The organism is Corallococcus sicarius, from assembly GCF_003611735.1.
Taxonomy (GTDB): Bacteria; Myxococcota; Myxococcia; order Myxococcales; family Myxococcaceae; genus Corallococcus; species Corallococcus sicarius.
Genome location: NZ_RAWG01000036.1, coordinates 1 through 14,109 on the forward strand (window position 1 = coordinate 1; position 14,109 = coordinate 14,109).

Consider the following 14,109-nt stretch of genomic DNA (forward strand, 5'->3'; position numbering starts at 1 on the left):
GTGTATAAGAGACAGGGGCCAGCGGGGGCGGAGGGGTGGCATGCCTACGCGTCCCTGGGCGCGGGCATCACCCTGGATCATTTCAGCGACTGGCGCGCCAAGGGGCCCGCCCTGCAGGCGTGGCTGGGCGTGGAGACGCCGCCGGGCCTGTCCCTGGGCGCCGTCTTCGAGACGACGCAGACGTGGGGCCAGCAGTTCGCGGACGCGCAGGACCCCTCCCAGCTCAGCCGCGTGCAGTTGGACTACACCGCCGTGGGCATCGAGGCCCGCCTGCGCTTCTTCGGCGACAAGCCGGTGACGCCGTGGCTGGGCGCCCGGCTGGCCAAGAGCTGGGCGAAGCCCTTCACCCCCAACAGCGTGGGCCAGCTGCGACGCGAGGACTTCGACGTCACCAGCATGGCCTTCCGCGTGGGCCTGGACGGCTGGTTCAGCGACCGCTGGGGCGTGTCGCTCGCCACCTCCCTCCAGTTCTGCGACCTGAAGTTCACGAAGGACCCCACCGCGGACAGCACCTGCGCGAAACCCCTGCAGAGCATCATCGCGGGACCCGTGCTGCGGTTTTGATGCGGTTAGAGTGCGCGCCCATGAACGCGCCGTCTCCCCCCCCGGGTCCCCGCTGGCTGTACCTGCATGGCTTCGCGTCCGGCCCCTCCTCCACCAAGGGCCTCTGGCTGGACGCCCACTGGGCGAAGCAGGGCATCTGCCTGGAGCGCCTCAACCTGCGCGTGCCGTCGCTGGAGCGCCTGAGCCTGGGCGCCATGCTGGACACCGTGCGAGACACGCTGGGCGCCCCGCAGGAGCGCGCGGTGCTCATCGGCTCCAGCCTGGGCGGGCTCGTCGCCGCGCGCTGCGCGCAGCAGGACCCTCGCGTGGGCGCGCTGGTGCTGCTCGCCCCCGCCTTCCACTTCGTCGAACAACTCCAGCGCCGCATGGGCCAGGACGGCTGGGCCCACTGGCAGCGCACGGGCTTCATTGAAACGGATGACCACGCGGAGAAGCGCCGCACGCGCGTACACCACGGACTCGTGGAGGAGGCCCAGGCGATGGACGCCCGCCTGGGCGTCTGGCCGGACGTGCGCGTGCCCACCCTCATCGTCCATGGTCGGAAGGACGACACCTGCGACGTGCGCTACTCGCGCGAATGGGCGCAGAGCAAACGCCACGTGCGGCTGGTGGAGGTGGATGACGGCCACGAGCTGACGGCCTCGCTCCCGCGCATCGCCCTGGAGTCGGATGCGTTTCTCACCCCGTGGCGGGGTGGGGTGGCGCCCCAGCAGGTGTTCACTGCCGGCTGACCGGCGTGCGTCCGCGTGGCCGCCGCCCCTGCCTCGCGCTCGCGCCGGTTAAGGTGGGGACCATGAACCGCGAATACCACCGTTGGTACAGCCAGCGGCTGAACCGGGACATGGAAGTGCTGCTGTACGGGCACTCGGGCGAGCCCATCATCCTGGTCCCCACCAGCAAGGGCCGCTTCTATCAAGCCGAGGACTTCGGCCTCATCGGCGCCATCGCGGACTGCATCGCCGCGGGCCGCTACGTCGTGGTGTGCGTGGACTCCGTGGATGAGGAGTCCTGGTACAACAAGGACGTCGCCCCCGCCGTGCGCGTGGCCCGCCATGCCCAGTGGGAGGACTACCTCGTCCATGAAGCGGTGCCGCTCGTGCGCAGCCGCGCCAGCGGGGGCCGGCTCACGCTCGCCGGGTGCAGCCTGGGCGGCTTCCACACGTACAACGTGGGCCTGCGCCACCCGGACATCTTCCAGCGCCTCATCTCCATGGGCGGCAAGTTCGAGACGGACGACTTCCTCGACGGCCACCACGACGAACAGGTGTACTTCCACACCGCGCCGCATTGGCTGCCCGGCCTGCACGACAACGCACGGCTGAACGCCCTGCGCCGCGTGGAGATGACGCTGGCCGTGGGCGAGCACGACTTCTGCCGCCCCTCCAACGAGAACCTCTCCAAGCTGCTCTGGCAGAAGGACATCCGCAACGACCTGTCCATCTGGGACGGCGGCACCCACGACTGGCCCGTGTGGCGGCAGATGATCCGCCACTACCTGCCGGCCTGAAGCACCGCCCCCGGCCCCTACTGCTCCAGGGGCCGGAGCGTGCCCGCGCTCACGCGCCAGAAGCGCCACAGCACCGCCAGCGACACGGTGATGAGGCCCGCGCACAGGCCCCACCAGATGCCCAGCACGCCCATGCCCAGGCCGAAGCCCAGCAGCAGCGTCAGGGGCAGGCCGACGACGTAGTGCCCCACGATGTTCGCCACGAAGGTGAAGCGCGTCTCGCCCGCGCCGCGCAGCACGCCCGCGCCCACGCCCTGCACGCCGTCGAACACCTGGAAGATGGCGCTCACCATCAGGAGCGGCAGCAAGAGCGGCAGCACCTCCGGCGGCGCCCCCGCGAGCCTCGCGAGGCTGCCGGGGAACAGGGCGAACACGAGCCCGCCCAACGCCATCACCACCGCGCCGGTGCCGAAGGCCATGAACCCGCTGCGCCGCGCCTGCGGCGTGTCGTGCGCGCCCACCGCCCAGCCCACCCGCACGCTGCCCGCGTTGCCAATGCCCAGCGCCATGGTGAAGGTGAGGCTCGCGAACGCGATGGCGATCTGATGCGCGCCCACGCTCTCCGGCCCCAACCGCGCGGCCAGCACGCCCGCCAGCGCGAAGACGCCCACCTCCGCCGCGATGTGCAGGCCAATGGGCAGCCCCACCCGGAAGGCCCGCAGTTGATCCGCGACCACCGGCAGCAGGGAGGGCTTGCCCGACACGGGAATCCCGCGGATGGCGCGCGCCACGATGGCCACCTCCATCGCCGTGCACAGGAGCGTGGACAGCGCCGCGCCCGCCGCGCCCATCGCCGGCACGCGCGTGAGGGGCCCCGCCCACGCGGGCAGCGAACTTCCGCCGAAGACGAACAGCGGCACCATCATGAGGTTCAGCACGTTGGCCACCACGGTGGACACCACCAGCGGCCGGGGCTTCCCGATGGCCTGCAGGTACGCGCGCGCCGTGAGGAAGATGAGCATCAGCGGCAGGCCGGGGGCGCGGAAGTGCAGGAAGGCGCGCACCTGGACGATCTGCTCCTCCGCCACGCCCACCCACGGCAGCGCGGACGGCACGGAGATGAGCACCCCCCACAGCACCACCCCCACGAAGGCGGACAGCCACACGCCCTGCCAGAGCACGCTGCGCGCCCGCACCGGGTTGCCGGCGCCAATGGCCTGCGACACCAGCGGATCCACGCCCATCATCAGCCCCATGCCGAAGCTGCTGACGGCGAAGAAGAGGCTGTGGCTGAGGCCCACCGCGGCCAGCGCGGACGTGCCGGCCCGGCCGACGATGAGCGTGTCCACCAGGCCCATGAGCGACTGGCCCGCCTGCGCGATGCACAGCGGCAGGGCCAGCGCGAGCAGGGCGCGCAGCTCCCCCCGGTTCCGGGCCGAGGAGGCCGGAGGGGACGACACGGACGGCTCGGGGGCATCGGGCGGCATGGCGGGGCCTATAGCCTCTTCGGGCGGGGATTGCGCTGCCCGAGCGACGGACGCGCCTGCCCTCCCCGCCTGACCGCCCATCACCGGGCCGTGGGCCGTCACCCCCACATCAGGGGTTGGAAACCCGGGGGAAGCGCGTGGTGACCAGCGGCGTCTGGAGGCTGCCCACCTTCGCCACGCGCACGCCGCCGTCGCTGATGGCGTAGACGTAGTCGTCCGCCATCACGCTGCGGCGCACATCCGGCGCGTAGTACCAGTTCCACGGGGGCGACCCCGTGCGGTCGAACAGGTCCGACATGGACACCGCGCCCACCGGGGAGAGGCCCGTCGCCAGGTCCACGCGGAACACGCGCAGCTCCGTGCGGAAGCCCTTCCAGTACTCCTCGTAGGAGTACGGCCGGGGCGAGTAGTCCGTGAAGGGGATGGCCACCAGCCCCTTGGCCGGGAAGTAGTTGAACGCCTTGTGCTGGGAGAGCGCTTCGCTCCAGCCGTAGGCGCTGCCGACGAGCTCCGTGTGGGTCTCCTTCGGGTTCGCCAGGTCGCTGACGTCGAAGAGCGACAGCTTGAGCGTCCGCTCTCCGCAGCAGCCGCCGTTGGGGTCCGTGTGCACGCCCAGGGTCAGCAGGTGGTGGTCACCCACCGGGTGCAGGTACGTGGCGAAGCCCGGCACCTTCAGCTCCCCCACCTTGCGCGGGTGCGCCGGGTCGCTCAGGTCGAAGGTGAAGAGCGGATCCACCTGGAGGAAGGTGACGATGTAGCCGCGCGGGCCCGCGAAGCGCGCGCTGAAGATGCGCTCCCCTTCCGCCAGGTCCTCGCTGCGGCCCAGCTCCACCAGGCGCCCGTTCTTCTCGCCCAGCGTCGTCACGCGGCTGGCCGTCGTCGTGCGGCCCCACCACCAGTCCGGGTGGTCCTCCTGCGGCAGGCGGGTGGTCACCGTGGTGGCCACGCGCAGCACGCCCTCGTACTCGTCCAGGGCGAACTGGTTGAGGGGCGAGCCCTCCAGCGTGCCGGAGCCCGCGTACACCGCGCGGCCCGGCTGGCGGGTGTCGAACTTGTGCACGTAGGTGAAGTCCTTCTGGCCCGGCTGCGGCCACCACCAGGAGTGCGCGTGCGCCAGGTAGAGCGAGTCCTTGGACGCGTACACCGTGCCCGGCTCGGCCACGAGGCTGGTGCGCCCGGGCGCCGCCGTGCGTGCATCCAGGTCCAGCGAGGCCACCGTCACGAAGCCCAGCGCGGACGGCGCGTTGCTCCGGGAGAAGTCACCGCACGACACCGGCAGCGCCGTCGTCACACCGGCCGCGTCCACGTGCTTGCCCGCGGGCAGCCACCCGTCCAACGTGTTCGCGCGGATGAGCTTCTCGTTGCGCTCCATCTGCGCGTCGATGGCGTCCTCCAGCTTGTCCTCGTCCTTGAAGAGCTCCTCCGAATAGTCCACCCAGAACTTCACGTCCTCCGGCCAGCGGAACGTGTCGGAGAGCACGAGGCGCACGGAGCTGTCCACGCGGCGCGCCTGCGTGAAGAGGCCCGGCAGGTAGAGCTGATCCACCACCTTCGGGTTCGCGATGTCGGACACGTCCACCGTCGTCACCTTGGTGCTGTCGGCGGAGTTGTACGAGCAGCCGAAGCCCGCGCAGTCGAACATCGGCTCGGGGGCGTCTCCGGCGAAGCCACCGCCACCGCCGTAGGAGCCCCCGGCGGGCCTGCCCGCGAGGCCCAGGTCCACCTGCGAGACGATGACCAGCCGGTGCTGCTCATCCAGCAGCATCTCCCGAGGGTAGCCTTCCACCTCCAGCGAGCCCGCCAGCGTGAGCTGCTCCGCGGGCCACGAGCGGTGCGCGTAGAGCCGGTTGCCCGACAGCACGAAGATGCGCGTGCCGTCGTTCTGCACGAAGTCCGACTCGTGCACGCCCTCCACCTGGTTGTTGGTGCCGGTGGAGTCCTTCGGGCCCGCCGAGCCACCGCCCGAGGCGCCGTCGTCCGCGGACATCTCCGGGGGCATGCCGCCGAAGTCGACGCCCCGGCCGCGGCCGAACCGCTCCCAATACCCCGGCTTCTGCTGCTCCAGGCTCGCGCGCATCTGCTTGGACGCGGTGTCCTCGATGTACTTCTCCAGGGCCTCGCAGCTGTTGAACCCCTCCAGCCGCAGCGACTGCTGCACGGGTTCGTTCTCCAGCCCGCCCGGCGTCCCCTTCCCGTCGCCGCACCCCACCACCGCCAGCAGCGTGAATCCCACCGCTCCGAAACGCGTCCAATGCATGAGCCGCCCTCCCTCGAAGACTTCGCGGGCAGGGCACGTTGCCACGCGCGTGCCAGGGGCGCCGCCGCGCCCTGTCACCTGCGATTGCGGGGGGTTGCGGAGCGCACCGGAGCGCCCGTCGCACTCAGAAACCTGAGGCGCGCGCGGGGCTGGCGGGGGGAAAACCGAGGGTCTGGGGCACGAAGCGCCCGAAGCGCTGCGCCAGCTGCGCGTCCATGCCCTCCAGCTTGAGCCCCATGCCCGTCTGCGAACGGAAGGCGCTGCCGGGGCCGGGCGGGTTGGACCACGCCACCACCGCCTCCGCGGCGCACGGCGTGCGCTGGCCCGCCATCACCAGCCGCAGCGACAGCCGGGCGCCTTCCCGCGCGGGCGTGAGCGTGCGCACGAAGAGCCCCTGGGGGCTGGCGTCGTGGCTGAAGCCGCTGAGCGTGGGCCCGCCCTGCGTGGAGAACTCCACCACGGTGAAGAAGGGCACCCGCTCCGCGGCCCGCAGGGGCACGGTGCTCGGCGCCAGGCGCGACAGCACCCGCCCCAGCAGCTCGTCCGCGCCCAGGTTGCGCTTCTCCAAGAGCGGCGCGCCGCACAGCTCCTGCGCGCGGGCGAGCACGTCCGGCGCCTCCTCCACCCGCGACATCAGCACCAGCGGCTTGCGCGGGAACTGCTCCCGCAGGCGCGTGGCCAGCGCCAGCGCCTCGCGCGGCAGCCGCGACACGTCCACCACGAAGCCGTCCAGCCGGTCGCCGTGGGCGGTGGCCTGCTTCCCCGCGTCGTCCAGGTCCTTCGCGTAGAGCACGTGCAGCCCCTCGTGCTCCAGCGCCCCGCCCAGGAACGTGTGCAGGAAGCGGCCGCCCTCCACCAGCAGCATGCCGCGGCCGCGCGGAGGCCCCGTCCAGGCGCGCTCCCGGGACGCGCGCACCGCGGCCACCTTCGCCGCCAGCGCCTCCTGGCTCACGGGCTTGGGCAGGAAGTCGTCCGCGCCCGCGCGCCCGCAGTGCATCACCTCATGGGGCTCGTCCGCGGCGGTGAACATCACCACCGGCACGTTGCGCCCGGCCGCGTGCGCCTTCACCGCGCGGCACGCCTCGTCCCCCTGCAGCTTCTCCAGGTGCAGGTCCATCAGGATCAACGCCGGCACGCGCTGCTCCAGCTCCAGGAGGCACGCGTCCGCCCCCTCCAGCGCCACCACGTCGCAGCCCATGCGCGCCAGGTGCAGCCGCACCACGTCCCGCGCCGTCCGCGAGTCGTCGACGACGAAGACCAGGTCTCTCGGCCGGGGAGAAAATCCGGGGGTCACCATGACTCCCGGAGATAAACGGACTCTTGGAAACGCACCACGGACCCCGCGAGGCAACGTGCGCTGGTGGACGCCTCAGGGCCGTGGCGCGGGACGTCAGCCCCGCGGTTCCGCGCGACCCGACAGAAGCTGCGTCAGCTGGCGGGCAATCTGGGCGCACTGTGCCGCGTCCCCGGCCTCCAGCGCGTCCTTGCCGCCCACCAGCAGTTGCTGGACGGTGCCCACCGCGGACTCGGTCTCCGGGCTGGGGTTCTCCTTCGCGCTCTTCTGGAGCAGGCGGGCGAGCTTCTCCCCGCGCTCCAGCAGCTTGCGGAAGGTCTCCTCCGCGCGGCGCGCGTCCACCACGCCCTGCGCCTGGGCGTAGTTGAGCTGCTCCTGGCCCAGCTTCTCCACCTCACCCTGGGGCAGGCTCGCGCGGGCCTCCAGGCGGACCAGGTCCATGTTGCCGGAGGTGAGGTCGGTGGCCTTCACCGCGAGGATGCCCTCGCTGGACAATTCGAAGACGACCTCCAGCGGCGTCTCTCCGCGCGCGGCGACGTGGAGGTTCTTGAGGACCACCTCGCCCAGCTTGTGGTTCTCGTCCTGGAACTCGCTCTCCCCCTGGTACACGGGGATGCGCGCCTCGGACTGGCCGGAGGTGCCCGGGAAGAAGATGTCGCGCGCCACCACCGGCACGCCCGTGTTCTTGGGGATGAGGCGCTTCACGCGCCCGCCCATCACGCCCACGCCCAGGCTCTGGCTGGCCACGTCCAGGAGCAGCGCCTGCCCCGCCTGCCGGATGAGCTCATCCGCCTGCACCGCGGCGCCCAGCGCCACGGCTTCGTCCGGGTGCACGTCCGTGGACGGCGCGCGGCCGAAGAAGTCCGCCACCAGCCGGCGCACCAGGGGCACGCGCGTCATGCCGCCCACGAGCAGCACCACGTCCACCGAGCGCGGATCCATCTTCGCCTCGGCCATCACCGTCTTGCAGACCTCCAGGCAGCGGCGCGACAGGGGCTCCGACAGCGTCTCGAAGAAGCTGCGCGTGAGCGCGGTGTTGATTTCGGTGAAGCGCTTCACGCCCGCGGTGTGGTCACCCAGGCCGGACACGGAGATGGTGGCCTCGTCCGCGTCCGTCAGCTCGCGCTTGGCCGCCTCCGCCGCCACCTTCAGGCGCCGCAGCGACTGCGGATCCCTGGACACCGCGTCCTGGAAGGAGTCCTCCACCTGCGCCAGCAGCCACTGGACGATGCGCTGATCAAAGTCCTCGCCCCCGAGCGCGTGGTCGCCGCCCGTGGCCTTCACCTCGAAGACGCCCGCCTTCACGTCCAGGATGGACACGTCGAAGGTGCCGCCGCCCAGGTCGAACACCAGCGCGCTGCCCTCGAAGCCGCGCGACAGGCCGTACGCCAGCGCCGCCGCGGTGGGCTCGTTGACGAGCCGCACCACGTCCAGCCCCGCGATGCCCGCCGCCTCCCGCGTGGCCTGGCGCTGGTTGTCGTCGAAGTTCGCGGGGACGGTGATGACGCACTTGCGCACGTCGCGCCCGAAGTGCGCCTGCGCGTCCAGGCGCAGCTCGCCCAGGATGAAGGCGGAGATCTGCGCCGTGGGCAGCACCCGGCCCGCCAGCTTCACGCGCACGTCTCCGGTGGGGCCGGCGACGAGCGGATAGGGCACCATCGCCTTCGCCTGCTGCACGAGCTCTGGCGTGTAGCGCCTTCCAAGGAAGCGCTTGGTGGCCCACACCACCGCGTCGGGTTGCTCCTCCGCGAGCATCTGGGCGGCTTGACCCACCACGCGGTCGCCCGCGCGAGTGAGCCCCACCACCGAGGGCGTGAGGCGGCCTCCCGCACGGGAAGGGATGAGGCGCGGACGTCCGTCTTCAACGGTCGCCACGACGCTGTTGGTAGTGCCCAGGTCGATGCCGATGACGGGTTCTTGCATGGGGCGGGAGGACCCCACGCTACGGTGACCCGCCGCTTCCGCCAAGTCCCTTGCTTCCCGGGCGTTCACCTTGCGGTCGCTGGGCCGGCCTGCCCGGCCCCGGGACCGGCGCTCCGGGGCCGGCACTCCAGGACCGGCGCGGGAACCGGATTGCCGTGGGGGATTCCCCATGCTAAGGGCGCCAGCGTCATGGTGAACGTCTCCATCGCCCGCCGCTACGCCCGCGCCATCCTCGACGTCGCAGCGGAAGGCAACCGCACCGACCTTGTCGCGGAGCAGCTCAACGCCTTCGCCGCCGTGGTCGAGCACAGCCCCGAACTGTCGGACGTGCTGCTCAACCCCGCCTACAGCCGCGCCCAGCGCAGCCTCGTGGTGGAGTCCGTGCTCCAGGCGCTGCCCACCCCCGCGGATCCGGCGCTCTCCAACGCGCTGCGCCTGCTGGTGGACCGCAACCGCCTGGGCTACCTGCCTGACATCGCCCGGCTCTACCGCGACATGGCGGATGCCCGCGCGGGCCGCGTCCGGGGTCAGGTCACCAGCGCCGTCCCGCTGTCGCCGGACGCCGTCACCCACCTCCAGCAGTCGCTCCAGCAGCTCACCCAGCGCAACGTCGTGCTGGAGACGCGCGTGGATCCGGCGGTGCTCGGCGGCGCGTCCGCCCAGGTCGGCGGCACCCTCTACGACGGCACCCTGCGCACCCAGCTGGAGCAGCTGCGCCGCGAACTGAAGAGCTGAAGCAGCCCGCCGCCCCCACGGCCGGGGCCAACTCCCCGGGTTGGCCGCCATGCCCCGCAGTCCTAGTCAAACCTGTATTTCCTGCTGACACGGGGAATGGGTATACTTCTCGTCAACGCGGACAAGCCCGCGTTTTCCGAGACGACCCGCCCATGCCGCAGCCCGTGTTCCACCGGCTTCCCGGAGCCCTTCCGTCCGCAGGGGTTCCCGAGGAGGCATGGCCCTTCCTGGGAGCGCTGCTCAACGCGCCGGGTTGGGGGGTGGCGCTGGTGGACGCGGACGCGCGCCTGCTGTGGATGAACGACCTGCTGGCGTCGCTGTGCGGCCGGCCGTCGGGGCTCTGCGTGGGGCGGCTGCTGGTGGAAGCCTGGCCGGGCCTGGCCCCCGCGCTGTCCCCGCTGCTGGCCCGGGCGCGGGGCGGCGAGCGCGTGGCGGAGGAGGTGGTGTCGGGGCGCTTCGGCGAGGTGGGCACGCTGCGGCACCTGACGGTGAGCGCGCTGCCGGCGGCTCCGGCGGCGGGGGTGCTGCTGCTCTTGCGCGACACGTCCGCGCGCCTGCGTGAGGAGGCGGCGCTGCGCGCGAGCGAGGAGCACATGCGCAGCATCGTGGAGATCGCCTGTGACGGGTACTTCTTCCACGACAGCGGGCAGTTCCTGGACATCAGCCCGGGCCTCGCGCACCTGCTGGGGCACTACGACACGGCGGAGTTGATCGGCCGCAACATCATCGAATGGGTGGCGCCGGAGTTCCGCGCCCCCGCCCGCGACGCCATGGAGCGCGGCGTGGAGGCCCCCTACGAGGTGGCCGTCCTGCACCGCGACGGCCGGCGCATCCCCGTGGAGGTGATGGCCCGCCCGGCCACCTTCCAGGGCCGCCCGGTGCGGCTGGCGGCGGTGTGGGACGTGAGCATCCGCAAGGCCAACGAGGAGCGCCTGTCCCGGATGGAGCACTTCCGCGAGCAGTTCCTGGGCGTGGTGGGAAACGACCTCCAGGCCCCGCTCCAGACGCTCCAGCGGGACGTGCTCGCGCTCCAGCACGCTCCGTCACTGCCGGAGCCCCTGACCGAGCAGGTGGGACGGGTAGGCCAGGGCGTCCGGCGCGTGGAGCGGATGATCCACCAGCTCCTGGACTTCACCCGCGCCCGGCTGTCCGGCGGCCTGCCGTTGCAGGCGTCGTCCGTCCACCTGGGCCACGTGGTGGAGCAGGTGGTGGCGGACCGGCGGCAGGCCCACCCGGAACGGGACCTGCGGCTGACCTCCCTGGGGGACCTGAGGGGCACCTGGGACGGCGGACGGCTCACCCAACTGGTGGACGCGCTCCTGGGCAACGCGCTGCAATACGGCCCGGCCACGGCCACGGTGGCGCTCCAGCTCCAGGGCCACGGGGACGGCGTCACCCTCCAGGTGCATGACCAGGGGCGCCGGGTGCCGCCGGAGAACCACGCCACCCTCTTCGAGCCCTTCCGGCGGCGCGCCTCCTCCGACAAGGACGGCCTGGGGCTGTCGCTCTATCTCGCCCGGCAGATTGCCCTGGCCCACGGCGGGCGCATCTCCGTGGAGTCCGGGGGGACCGAAGGAACCCGATTCATCGTGTGGCTGCCCCGGTCGGGCGGCGGGGCCCTGCCGGCCGGCTCCTTACCCCCTCGATAACGAAGCGCTGGGGAGGGGACGGGGACGGCAATACGGCGGGGTGCGTGCGCGTTGCGGTGTGGCCTGGGGGCATGATAGGGGGCCACCCGGCAATCAAGATTCGTGGCGGCCCTCCCCGTTTCCGGCCGCCCCCTCCGCAAGGACGCTAGACGCTCATGGAAATCCGCGCCGACGAGATCAGCAGAATCATCCGGGAGCAGATCAAGGACTACGGCAAGAAGGTCACCGTCGCCGAGACCGGCACCGTGCTGTCCGTGGGCGACGGTATCGCCCGCGTGTACGGCCTGGAAGGCGCGCTCGCCGGCGAGCTGGTGGAGTTCTCCAACGGCGTGCAGGGCCTCGTCCTCAACCTGGAAGAGGACAACGTCGGCATCGCCATCATGGGTGACTTCAAGGGCATCCGCGAAGGCGATGTCGTGAAGCGCACCGGGCAGATCGCCTCCGTGCCGGTGGGCAAGGGCCTGCTGGGCCGCGTGGTGAACGCGCTCGGGCAGCCGGTGGACGGCAAGGGCCCCATCGAGGCCACCGAGCACCGCCGCCTGGAAGTGAAGGCGCCCGGCATCGTGCAGCGCAAGTCCGTGCACGAGCCCCTGCAGACGGGCATCAAGGCGCTGGACGCGCTGGTGCCGGTGGGCCGCGGTCAGCGCGAGCTCATCATCGGTGACCGCCAGACGGGCAAGACGGCCGTCGCCATCGACGCCATCATCAGCCAGAAGGGCCTGGGCGTTTACTGCGTCTACGTGGCCATCGGGCAGAAGCAGTCCACCGTCGCGCAGGTGGTGGAGAAGCTGACCCGCCACGGCGCCATGGAGTACACGACGGTCGTCGCGGCGAACGCGTCCGACCCGGCGCCCATGCAGTACTTCGCCCCGTACGCGGGCGTCGCCATCGGCGAGTACTACCGCGACAACAAGATGCACGGCCTCATCGTGTACGACGACCTCTCCAAGCAGGCCGTGGCGTACCGCCAGCTGTCGCTGCTCCTGCGCCGCCCGCCGGGCCGCGAGGCGTACCCGGGCGACGTGTTCTACATCCACAGCCGCCTGCTGGAGCGCGCCGCCAAGCTGTCCGACGAGGAGGGCGCGGGCTCCCTCACGGCGCTCCCCATCATCGAGACGCAGGCCGGCGACTTGTCCGCCTACATCCCGACGAACGTCATCTCCATCACCGACGGGCAGATCTTCCTGGAGACGGACCTCTTCAACTCCGGCGTCCGCCCGGCCATCAACGTCGGCCTCTCCGTGTCGCGCGTGGGTTCCGCGGCGCAGATCAAGGCGATGAAGCAGGTCGCAGGCTCCATGAAGCTGGAGCTGGCGCAGTACCGCGAGCTGGCGGCGTTCTCCCAGTTCGGCTCCGACCTGGACAAGGCCACGCAGGAGACGCTGGCGCGCGGCGCCCGCATGGTGGAGCTGCTCAAGCAGGGCCAGTACGAGCCCCTGTCCGTCGAGCGTCAGGTCATCCAGATCTACGCCGCGACGAACAAGGACGACGCCAGCAAGCGCGGGTGGATCCGCCAGGTGCCGGTGTCCGACGTGGTCCGCTGGATGAAGGAGATGCTGGAGTTCGTGGACGGCAAGTACCCGAACATCGTCCAGGACATCGTCGCCAAGCGCGAGCTGACGAACGACACCAAGGCCGCCATCAACAAGGCGCTGGCCGAGTTCAACGACGTGTTCCAGCCGACCGCCGGCGCCAAGGTCTAGCCTCAAGCGTTTCGCGCCCCACGCGCGGTGCAGTGCGAACAGCCCCGCCCTCCCTTCACCGGGAGGCGGGGCTTTTCGTTGGGCCCTGAGGTCCTTCAGCGCAGCTCAGCGCAACCGGGGCAGGATGGCGCGCAGGCTGGGGTCCACGCCGCCTCGCGCGCCCAGGCGCTCCACCGCCGCGCGCTCGTAGGGCAGCACGTTGGCGCGCTCCACCAGCTGCACGTGCGCGCCCAGCGCGGCGGGCATCGCCAGGTCCAGCTCGTAGATGTCGCCCGCGACGAGCGTGGACTCCGGGCCCGTGTGCGTGGCGTCCCAGATGCGCTGGAGCGCCGCGAAGTAGCGCCCGCGCCGCAGGTACACCGGCCGCCCCAGCACGCCGTCCAGGTGGAGCGCGTCGGGCAGCGCGTCGAAGCGCGCGTCCTTCGGCACCGCGTCCTCCAGCTGGAACTTGCGCGCGTCGCCGTACACCTTCAGCCGCTCGCGGCCGCTCGGCGCCAGCCGGTCCAGCTTCGCCTCCACCAGCTCCGTGTGCGCGTTGGTCACCACCGCCACCGGCAGGCCCGTGGCGAGCAGCGCCTCCAGCACCTCCTTCGCCTCCGCCTTGAAGGCCGTGGCCGAGTGCCGGTACGCGTCCCGGTAGAGCGTCTGCACCGTGTCCGTGCGCGCCGCCTCGTCGTGGCTCCGGCCGAAGCGCCGCAGCAGCCGGTGCGCGGTGCACGTGGCCGTCAGGTACGGGTCCGCCGTGGCCGGCGCCACGATGCGCCCCGCCACCTCCCAGCCGTACTGGTCCACGCCCTCATGCAGCGCGGACACCTCCTCGTCCCACGCCGCCGTCGCGTCCTGTCCCAGCACCCGGTACAGCGCCTGCTGGAAGTGCGTCAGGAAGGGTGCGCCCTCCGCCAGCACGTCCGTGAAGGTCCCATCGAAATCCAGCACCACGCACGCGATCGCCATTCCGCCGAATGACGCCCCGTCGGCCGCTCCGAATCAAGCCCCTTCCCCTGCTCCCGGACGCAGGAGCGTGGCAACTCCCGGAAACCCGGCTCGTAC

11 protein-coding genes are annotated in these 14,109 nt (G+C 71.6%); 6 read left to right on the forward strand and 5 right to left on the reverse strand.

Going from position 1 to position 14,109, the window contains the following annotated elements; all coding sequences use genetic code 11:
• From D7X12_RS07995 to D7X12_RS08005, 3 genes are all read left to right on the forward strand, one after another.
• Entirely contained in the window at window positions 1-564 is a 564-nt protein-coding gene (locus D7X12_RS07995) for a hypothetical protein (RefSeq protein ID WP_120624668.1), read from the forward strand.
• A gap of 20 nt (window positions 565-584) precedes the next feature.
• Window positions 585-1,295 (forward strand): YqiA/YcfP family alpha/beta fold hydrolase, encoded by a 711-nt coding sequence (locus D7X12_RS08000; protein WP_120624669.1) that lies wholly within the window; start codon window positions 585-587, stop codon window positions 1,293-1,295.
• A gap of 62 nt (window positions 1,296-1,357) precedes the next feature.
• On the forward strand, window positions 1,358-2,071 hold the full coding sequence (locus D7X12_RS08005; protein ID WP_120624670.1) for an esterase family protein: 714 nt from the start codon (window positions 1,358-1,360) through the stop codon (window positions 2,069-2,071).
• 17 nt (window positions 2,072-2,088) lie between these two features.
• Here D7X12_RS08005 and D7X12_RS08010 read toward each other — a convergent pair whose 3' ends face one another.
• From D7X12_RS08010 to D7X12_RS08025, 4 genes are all read right to left on the reverse strand, one after another.
• Entirely contained in the window at window positions 2,089-3,498 is a 1,410-nt protein-coding gene (locus tag D7X12_RS08010) for an MATE family efflux transporter (RefSeq protein ID WP_120624671.1), read from the reverse strand.
• 109 nt (window positions 3,499-3,607) lie between these two features.
• On the reverse strand, window positions 3,608-5,755 hold the full coding sequence (locus D7X12_RS08015) for a beta-propeller domain-containing protein (protein WP_120624672.1): 2,148 nt from the start codon (window positions 5,753-5,755) through the stop codon (window positions 3,608-3,610).
• 124 nt (window positions 5,756-5,879) lie between these two features.
• Window positions 5,880-7,052 (reverse strand): TIGR02266 family protein, encoded by a 1,173-nt coding sequence (locus tag D7X12_RS08020; protein WP_120624673.1) that lies wholly within the window; start codon window positions 7,050-7,052, stop codon window positions 5,880-5,882.
• A gap of 93 nt (window positions 7,053-7,145) precedes the next feature.
• Window positions 7,146-8,972, reverse strand: coding sequence for an Hsp70 family protein (locus tag D7X12_RS08025; protein ID WP_120624692.1), 1,827 nt, complete (start codon window positions 8,970-8,972; stop codon window positions 7,146-7,148).
• Window positions 8,973-9,161: 189 nt separating this feature from the next.
• On the opposite strand from D7X12_RS08025, the gene atpH reads away from it, so the two are divergent.
• From atpH to atpA, 3 genes are all read left to right on the forward strand, one after another.
• Window positions 9,162-9,707, forward strand: coding sequence for an ATP synthase F1 subunit delta (atpH, locus tag D7X12_RS08030; protein WP_120624674.1), 546 nt, complete (start codon window positions 9,162-9,164; stop codon window positions 9,705-9,707).
• Window positions 9,708-9,859: 152 nt separating this feature from the next.
• A complete protein-coding gene (locus D7X12_RS08035) occupies window positions 9,860-11,356 on the forward strand; it encodes a PAS domain-containing sensor histidine kinase (RefSeq protein WP_120624675.1) in 1,497 nt (498 codons plus the stop codon).
• Window positions 11,357-11,511: 155 nt separating this feature from the next.
• On the forward strand, window positions 11,512-13,059 hold the full coding sequence (atpA, locus tag D7X12_RS08040) for a F0F1 ATP synthase subunit alpha (protein ID WP_120624676.1): 1,548 nt from the start codon (window positions 11,512-11,514) through the stop codon (window positions 13,057-13,059).
• Window positions 13,060-13,164: 105 nt separating this feature from the next.
• Here the strand turns inward: atpA and D7X12_RS08045 are convergent, their stop codons facing one another.
• Entirely contained in the window at window positions 13,165-14,013 is an 849-nt protein-coding gene (locus D7X12_RS08045; protein WP_120624677.1) for an HAD family hydrolase, read from the reverse strand.
• Between the last annotated feature and the right edge of the window lie 96 nt (window positions 14,014-14,109).